This is a genomic window from uncultured Eudoraea sp., assembly GCF_947258525.1.
GTDB lineage: Bacteria > Bacteroidota > Bacteroidia > Flavobacteriales > Flavobacteriaceae > Eudoraea.
Genome location: NZ_CAMYIP010000175.1, coordinates 1 through 7,381 on the forward strand (window position 1 = coordinate 1; position 7,381 = coordinate 7,381).

Genomic DNA, 7,381 nt, shown 5'->3' on the forward strand with positions numbered 1-7,381 from the left:
TTTCAAAGATAATATCGGATACAATACAGGTATGAGTATTGGATATTGGGTTTGGATAAGAATGAATTTTGACGAAGGTCTTGGAATTTATGGTGGTAAAGGAGACCGCGAAGATCAAAGAATTTTCAAACAAGAACAACGAGTAAGAATCGGAGCCAGAATTCGAGAATTAAGAAAAGAAAAGAATATTGAAGCAAAAAAACTTGCTCAACTAGCTAATGTTGATGCAGCTAACCTTAGTCGAATAGAACAAGGACGATATTCTGTTGGTTTAGATGTCCTTTCAAAAATTGCACTTGCTCTTGGTGCTAAAATAGAGATGGAATCAGTTGACCCTAAAAAATTTTAAATTATGGTCAATATAAATTCCTTTGAAAAAGAACGCGAATGCATTTATAAAGATGAGCTTTATTCTGTTCGAGATAATGGCGCTGTACTTCGTCATTCTCGAAAAAATAGACGAATCCGACCAACAGACAATAATTGGACTGATGGTAAATTAAATAGACGAACAGGTTATTTAGAAATTGCATCAGTTCGAATACATAGGATAGTTTCAACAGCATTCCACGGAGAACCACCTACAAAACAACATGTTGTTGACCATATCGACACAAACAAGCAAAACAATCGACCTGACAACCTACGTTGGGTTACAAGATTAGAAAACGTATTACTCAATCCAATAACGGCAAGACGCCTTGAACTTGTTTGCGGAAGTGTTGAAGCTTTTCTAGCAGACACTTCAAAATTTCGGAACAAATTCCAAAACCAAAACTATGAATGGATGTGTGGAGTTAGCAAAGAAGAAGCACAGACAAGCAAAGATAGATTATTTGCTTGGGCAAAAAGTGACAAGCCATTACAAGGAGGCTCTCTAGGTGATTGGATTTATAATAGAAATTTGTCAATTGAATTTGACGAACCTTTAATAGAGAAATTAGAATTTGTAAATTCTCTAACTCCAAATGCTGTTCAAAAAGCGCAAAATTGGAAAACACCTAGTAAATTTCCATTATGTCCTAATGAAAACTCACTTAATCCAATTATTAGGTATTATAAGAATTTAAATGTAGGTGAAGTTTTTTCTAAAAACCAATTTACCACCTCCATTATTGAAGATTTTGTAATGTCAAAAGACCAGAATACATTGTGGATTATGTGTAAAAGTGGTGAAGAAAATCCAATAAAACCTTATTCTTTGGCAGAGATAACTTACCAAAGCAATGTTTTTGTTCATGATAGTCTCGGAACGTTTTTCGAAAAAGTAGGTGTTGAAAAACAGTTTACACTAAAACAAGGACTTGAATGGACAGGTGGTGACTCAGTTGATGATTATTGCTAAAAATAAACAATAAGAAAATTGCCGAAAGATGCGATCCGTATTTACTATCTCTTCAAACCCATTGTCAGTGGATTTGTAAATGTAACCCCATCATGCTTCGGTACATGAGATACCAATAAAAATGCCACCATTTTTAATATCTATGTCGATGTCAGGTCGACACCTATACCCAAAAACGGGTACTGTAACTGCATCTAATACATCTCCGGCAACTTCCTTTATTTTGCTCCACAATCGTCCCCAAAACGACTTTTTCTTTGCAGCGGCTTCCTGTGGATCTAACCCAGTAATTTCGAACGATCCAAGACCACCGTGGTCAGGATTGAGGCTACTGGCCAATGAAACGATACCTTCATTATTGATCCTGACAATAATTAATTCGCCATCTTGAGTTTTGACCTCTAAACCTCGGTCTGAACACATTTCTTTATATCGGATTTCTTTGCTCATGATTTTCCCCTTTGATTTTATTTTAAAAACAGCAGTATTTTCAATTTCTAGTACAGATTGTCTTATACTTCTCAAGTGATTTGTAAGTACCTATAATGGCTACTTAAGTGTAAATAAATCTCTTATAAGAAATCTATTCGAAAAGTAGTAATTTTCCTAATGTGTTTCTAAGAAATATGTGCGGTTAGCATAAATTTATGTATAACCTGTCAATTTATTAATTTCGATAAACGAATCTTGGAAAGTCTAATTAAACGATTGAAAATGCATGATATTAGTTACGAAGGTTTTAGAAAATTCTTCTCTTATTTAAAAGATAAAGGAGTTATTAGTATTGACGAAAACTCAGATTTGTTAACTGAATACCTCCAGAATGCGTTTGTGACATTTGATAGTTTGTCAGAATTTAAATCGAAGGAAGCCAACACCATATCTAACTTTTATTCTAGTTCCAGTTGGCGCTTTGAAGAATGCAGTTCCCTTAGCATTCCAAAAAGACTCAACGGTCCGCCATTTTCCTTTTTTTATTCGTTTTGTTTTTATCGTAGGTAAAATTTTTAAATATTTAGTGTAAACAAAGGATCATAATCTTGTTCAAGACTATTGTCATGTTTCTCAGTGTTATAAACATAGAGCGAAGCTGTTAATTCAGTTGGGGTTAATTTAATATCGAGAAAATTAGGGTCTTGAATTTCATCCCATAGGCGTGTTATTTCACCAATTGTATCTGAATGAGCTGTTTCACCAACAGACAGAAACTTTGAACCTAATTCAGATAAATGTTCCCTATTTGTAATGGCAGAAGTTGTTAATTGATAACAAGGTTTTGGAAATCTGGCAGGATGGAAGCTGAAAGCGTTGGCGACATGTATATCACCAGAAATAAATAGCACTTCAATATCATTTCTGTCAAGCACCAAATTTCGTATCATATCAATAATGATTTTGAGTCCAGGTTTATTTCCTGGCGAGTGCCAGCTATCTCTGACATCGTCTCTAATTCCTCCTATTAAATCAGTTAATTCCTTTGGAGCCTTTGAGGCTAATATTTCAACAAAATCTTTAAGATTTATTAAAGGAACCGCACAGCCTAATAATAAATATTTGATGTTACTATCTTTTTTTACTTCATCTAAAAAAAATTCAAAATCATCTAATTGCTCATCACTGACCAAAGTTGAGTTGCGATCCCTATAATTTCTGGAAGTTCTGCCGTCAAAAACAAAGTTAGCAGCAACCCCTTCGATTCTAGCTTGATGCGCATCTGGTTGATCAATTTCTATATCTAGAACAGGTCTTACACGAGGGCCCATATTCAAAATATAATTGTCCGCAGCGATTCTTGCGATTCCGCCTATAGGATAATTGGAGTCTTTAAAATCGTTTTGTTCACTACCCCAACCATCCCGAATCTCATGGTCATCCCAAACACAGCAATGTGGAAAATTTCGCATAACATATTGCAAGTCTGACCAGGACCATCCATAGATGTACATTCTCCTGTAATCTAACAACAACTCTTTTTTGGCCCCTTCATTAGTTGATAAATCTACCTTATCGTAATACTTGTCCACAAAATTTGTTTCCGGCACCCCATCACTGTAAGTAGTATCTCCAAAGGCCCACACTTCATCCGGCTGCATAAAATGGACCAATTGCTTATACCATTGAAAAACAGATTCAGTATAGGGCCCAATAGTTACTGGCTCACCGGCTTTTCCCAAAAATGGTTGATTGCACGACCATGCTATATAACGCTGATTAATTGGAATTCCAGGCTGATCAATATTTAAATTGAAGGTTCCTCTAACCACTTCACCACCGGAAAGTATAAAATCACTTGTGGTGGTGTCTGACGGGTTTACAGAACTGTTTTCATATAATATCCATTCCCAATCAGTGATCTGGCTAGCGAGAGTCAAATCAATTTTTTTATAGAATGGAGCAGAATTCAATCCCTGATAATCAAAATATTCTAAAAAGGAAAAGCTAAGATCACGGCTCCCTTTGGGCCAGATACTTAGCAAATACATCCCTGTTTGTACAGGTTGTATCATAAATGATCTGACAAATTGTGCTGGTTTACCAATTAAAACCAAATCCAATTGATGATTTGGATATTGAATTCGATCCATTGCTATACGAATTTGAAATTCGTATTACTAAACATGTTCTCTCTATGTATGCCAAGGACTATTTCATCTTCATAACTAAACAATGCAGCAGGAGCAGGAGTATTTTGGATATCCGATCTACGTTGTCTAACCATATCTACAACTGAATCTATCTCGGCAGCGTAGACTGATGTAGCAAAATGTTTCACAAGTTTTTTGAAATCTTCTTCTTTCTCCTTACGGACGGGTAAAAAAAGCCTGGCGGCATTTGTATTTGTAAAATGATCATGAGGATATAAAGGGAATGGCGGATTAGACATTACTTCATTTTCGTAATGCACGCTGCCCCAATCCAGACAGGACTTTAATGCTTCATAATAAAGCGATATGTTTTTCCTTTTCTCAATAAGAGTAATTTGTCTTAATAGATTGTAAACAAGAATTTTCTTTATTTCTTCTGGCGATTTAATAGTGTTTTCAATAAGTTCTTGTTTCTTTAAATCAGCTAGTTGTCTAGCTCTGACTTTAACAGAACGTCTCTCGAATCTACTAGTATCTATTTGTCTTTCGTAGGCACTTAAAGCCGATTTACTTTCTTCAGTTAACTTTTCAAAATATAGGGATATAGTAATAAATCCTTTGTTCCAATATTCGGGGTCTGTTGTTTCAAGTCGTACGCGTACATCAACTTCATTACCTCTCCTATTAAAACTAAGTAAGGTTGCTGACCAATTTTCCAGATCATCCCAATTTCCCCTTTCTTTCCAATCATAATCATCACTGGTTCCATTTCTAAATCCAACTTCAATATTATCTTGATCTAATTCCCATTCTTCAGAAGTTAAATTAGCGGGAATGGTTATTGTTTTATTATACTCTTGTGATCTGTTTCTACCTTTCGCACTTTTTTCATCATACACTTCTTGCCTCTCATAATGCAGCGGAGGTTCTGCCGGATCAATGACATAGTTAATTCTTATATAATCTAGTCTTGCCTGCTGTGCTGCTCTGTTTATTTGTCGATTTATACTAATATACGGTGCATAAATTCTCGGGCTCCACACCAAGCCAATATCGTCTATTTCAGACTTTACTGTTGTTTTTACAAAAGATTCAAATAGAACCTCAGTATTTGATAACTGAAGATCGACACCTTTGGTCTCGTACATACTACTTCTGCTTGTTCGTTCTTCGGTACTAGCAATGGAAGCGAGCCTGTTCATTTGTGATATAATTCTTAATTCCTCTCTACTGGCAGAGCTAAGTCTTTCTGTCATAGAGTTTCTAATAATCGAACTATTATTAAAAGATGCCTGGTTACGAGCTCCGCTTTCAACTGAATTGGTAATAGAAGTGGCGATATTATCTGCTATCGAACGGGATTGTCGCGTAACGATACTCGATGAAGATACATCCTCATTTCCCAGCTGGCTGGAAACAATGGATTCAAAACTACTTGAGACATTACTAGTTGCATTAGGAGAAACAGAAATAGTTTCGATAGGACCCCTCAATAATTTTTGCCCTAAAGTCACCGTAATTTTATCCTTGCGAATTAAAGCCCATTCCATTTCCGAACTATTGGCATCTACATCACCTAACACTTTGCCCCCATAATTGTCAAAATCAAAATCTAAAATATCGAACAAGAATCCTGTTATAAGCTTTTGGCCTTTTTTATCAACCTGCTGTCGTCCACCATTTAACAAATCTCTTGCGGTATTGGGTCCAAATTCATTTGCATAATCTCCACCTTTTTTGAACAGGGGCAGGTAATTTTGCATAGTTGCCAAATCAATAGTAGACGGATTTAAAAATTTCTCTAGGATATAGATATATTTTAATTTTCTACTCCTGCCAAAACCCTTAAACTTTCTAACATCACTAACACTTACTAAGACACCGGTTTTGGCAATTTTTTCTGCATCAAAAGCCAGGTCGAACACAGGATTTAATTCAGACAATGGTCTTATTAATATACTTGCTGGAGTATTTATGGCGACAGCTCGTATCGGTGTAAATAAGCGGGAAAGATTGCCTGATGTTGTTGATCTTATAGTATTTGTAACTGGAGCTAAAATTGCTGATGCGACATCGCCTGATTCTAGTCTGTTTGCCATTGTCGTTAAAACAATGTCTTCATTTTCCCTATGGGTAATTTCTCTGCCTAAATCTCGCTTGATATTAATACCATTAAGGTTATTCTTGATCGCTACGTCAATAGCTAAATCCATCAGGTCTACAAATTTATTCAGGTAATAAATGGCTTGTAAAACTGATCTAATTCTTTTTGAAATGTTAAGGGGTCCTAACATTGGCATCAAAATAAACGAATTGGCATAGCTTACAAACTCATTAGGATTTGATAAATTTCTAGGAAGATCATTGTTTCCAATCGATGTGTTTACATTAATAGGCATAATTATTTTTTTAGGTTAACATTCATTAAAAAGCGGATTAAAAAGGAGGGGAGCTAATAAACGAGATTTCATCATTCGACTTAACTAATTCAAGTCATGATAAAAAGAATTTAAAATGTATTTGATATTAATTAAATATACAAAAATATATTTATGTCAGATTATTCTTTCAATGATTTACGATTAAACTAATTGTGCATAAGATGTATATGGTTGAATAATTTGATTAGTTTTAAGGTAGAGCATCTATAATGATTAAATCGTCTCCCTGTATTCAATAAGGTTGATTCGTTTTGGCAGAAATAGTGAGACCTGTTACCTAAACTTGCCGACATTCATTTTACGTAAATATGCATTAAAAAAAGGAGCTGCATTGTTGTAACCAACACGAGCATGATGCTCGCGCTAGCGGGGCCTTATTTTTTTTAAATTTCTAATGTTTCCAATGTCTAACTTTACTAATTTACAATGTTTAAACTTTTGCTGATCTGGAACATAATGTTTAAAATCATAAATTAATATAACACAAAAATGCAAAGAGTGAAATAAAGTTCAGCTAACAAAAAAGTAGCTATAGTGTTGCAGCTCAAACATCTAGACAGATACCGGTGCTGTCCTCATAATACTTCTGTATCTTATACTTAAAAATAAATTAAGATGAATTCAACTATAAAATTCTGTTTTCGATACATTTTACTTTATACTACTTTATGTCCATTATTATTTATGTCCTGTGAGCAAAAATCTACTGAAACAGCTGAGATCAGGGGTGTTTATGGAGACCCCAAACCTTTCTGGGATAAAGAATTAAATCTCAATAATCTTGGGGTTAATGCTATTTTTGTCCACAGCGGATCGATCAATCATGAAATGGTTAACAGGGCCAGATCTGAGGGATTACTGTTATTTGCTGAATTTGCCACCTTGAATGGTAAAAATTATGTAGAAACGCACCCTGAAGCCTGGGCAATCAATGAAAAAGGTGAAAAAGTGCAAGCTGCATCGTGGTTTATGGGGGTTTGTCCTACCGAACCCGGTTTCCGTCAGTATCG

At 35.1% G+C, this 7,381-nt stretch carries 6 protein-coding genes; 3 read left to right on the plus strand and 3 right to left on the minus strand.

The window, feature by feature from the left end:
• Both Q0X89_RS13125 and Q0X89_RS13130 read left to right on the plus strand, forming a co-directional pair.
• Positions 1–349 (plus strand): helix-turn-helix transcriptional regulator (locus tag Q0X89_RS13125; RefSeq protein ID WP_297694903.1); only part of this gene is annotated, 349 nt, incomplete at its 5' end.
• Between the two features lie 3 nt (positions 350–352).
• Positions 353–1,345: an HNH endonuclease signature motif containing protein gene (locus Q0X89_RS13130; RefSeq protein ID WP_297694905.1), complete on the plus strand. Its 993-nt coding sequence runs from the start codon at positions 353–355 to the stop codon at positions 1,343–1,345.
• Between the two features lie 90 nt (positions 1,346–1,435).
• On the opposite strand, the gene Q0X89_RS13135 is transcribed toward Q0X89_RS13130, so the two are convergent.
• The 3 genes from Q0X89_RS13135 to Q0X89_RS13145 form a co-directional block, all read right to left on the minus strand.
• A complete protein-coding gene (locus tag Q0X89_RS13135) occupies positions 1,436–1,795 on the minus strand; it encodes a hypothetical protein (protein ID WP_297694907.1) in 360 nt (119 codons plus the stop codon).
• A gap of 557 nt (positions 1,796–2,352) precedes the next feature.
• A complete protein-coding gene (locus tag Q0X89_RS13140; RefSeq protein WP_297694909.1) occupies positions 2,353–3,930 on the minus strand; it encodes an alkaline phosphatase D family protein in 1,578 nt (525 codons plus the stop codon).
• A gap of 2 nt (positions 3,931–3,932) precedes the next feature.
• On the minus strand, positions 3,933–6,329 hold the full coding sequence (locus Q0X89_RS13145; protein WP_297694911.1) for a hypothetical protein: 2,397 nt from the start codon (positions 6,327–6,329) through the stop codon (positions 3,933–3,935).
• 657 nt (positions 6,330–6,986) lie between these two features.
• On the opposite strand from Q0X89_RS13145, the gene Q0X89_RS13150 reads away from it, so the two are divergent.
• On the plus strand, positions 6,987–7,381 hold a 395-nt coding region (locus tag Q0X89_RS13150), incomplete at its 3' end, for a hypothetical protein (protein WP_297694913.1).

Coding starts and splice junctions, on each gene's coding strand:
- Q0X89_RS13130 (WP_297694905.1), top strand. CDS start 353: ATGGTCAATATAAATTCCTTTGAAAAAGAACGCGAATGCATTTATAAA.
- Q0X89_RS13135 (WP_297694907.1), bottom strand. CDS start 1,795: ATGAGCAAAGAAATCCGATATAAAGAAATGTGTTCAGACCGAGGTTTA.
- Q0X89_RS13140 (WP_297694909.1), bottom strand. CDS start 3,930: ATGGATCGAATTCAATATCCAAATCATCAATTGGATTTGGTTTTAATT.
- Q0X89_RS13145 (WP_297694911.1), bottom strand. CDS start 6,329: ATGCCTATTAATGTAAACACATCGATTGGAAACAATGATCTTCCTAGA.